This is a genomic window from Vibrio sp. MOR3, assembly GCF_001557775.1.
GTDB classification, from domain to species: Bacteria; Pseudomonadota; Gammaproteobacteria; order Enterobacterales; family Vibrionaceae; genus Vibrio; species Vibrio jasicida.
Map to the genome: position 1 here is coordinate 1 of NZ_LNRD01000065.1, position 252 is coordinate 252.

1 rRNA gene is annotated in these 252 nt (G+C 50.0%); it reads left to right on the plus strand.

The features are described 5' to 3' along the window. A 23S ribosomal RNA gene (locus tag ATB76_RS26955) occupies positions 1 to 252 on the plus strand; the annotation flags it as partial.

The following is a 252-nucleotide window of genomic DNA, read 5'->3' on the forward strand; positions in this document are numbered from 1 at the left end:
AGTCGCTGGATATAGACCCGAAACCAGGTGATCTAGCCATGGGCAGGTTGAAGATTGAGTAACATCAATTGGAGGACCGAACCGACTAATGTTGAAAAATTAGCGGATGACTTGTGGCTAGGGGGGAAAGGCCAATCAAACCTGGAGATAGCTGGTTCTCCCCGAAAGCTATTTAGGTAGCGCCTCGGACGAATACTACTGGGGGTAGAGCACTGTTAAGGCTAGGGGGTCATCCCGACTTACCAACCCTTT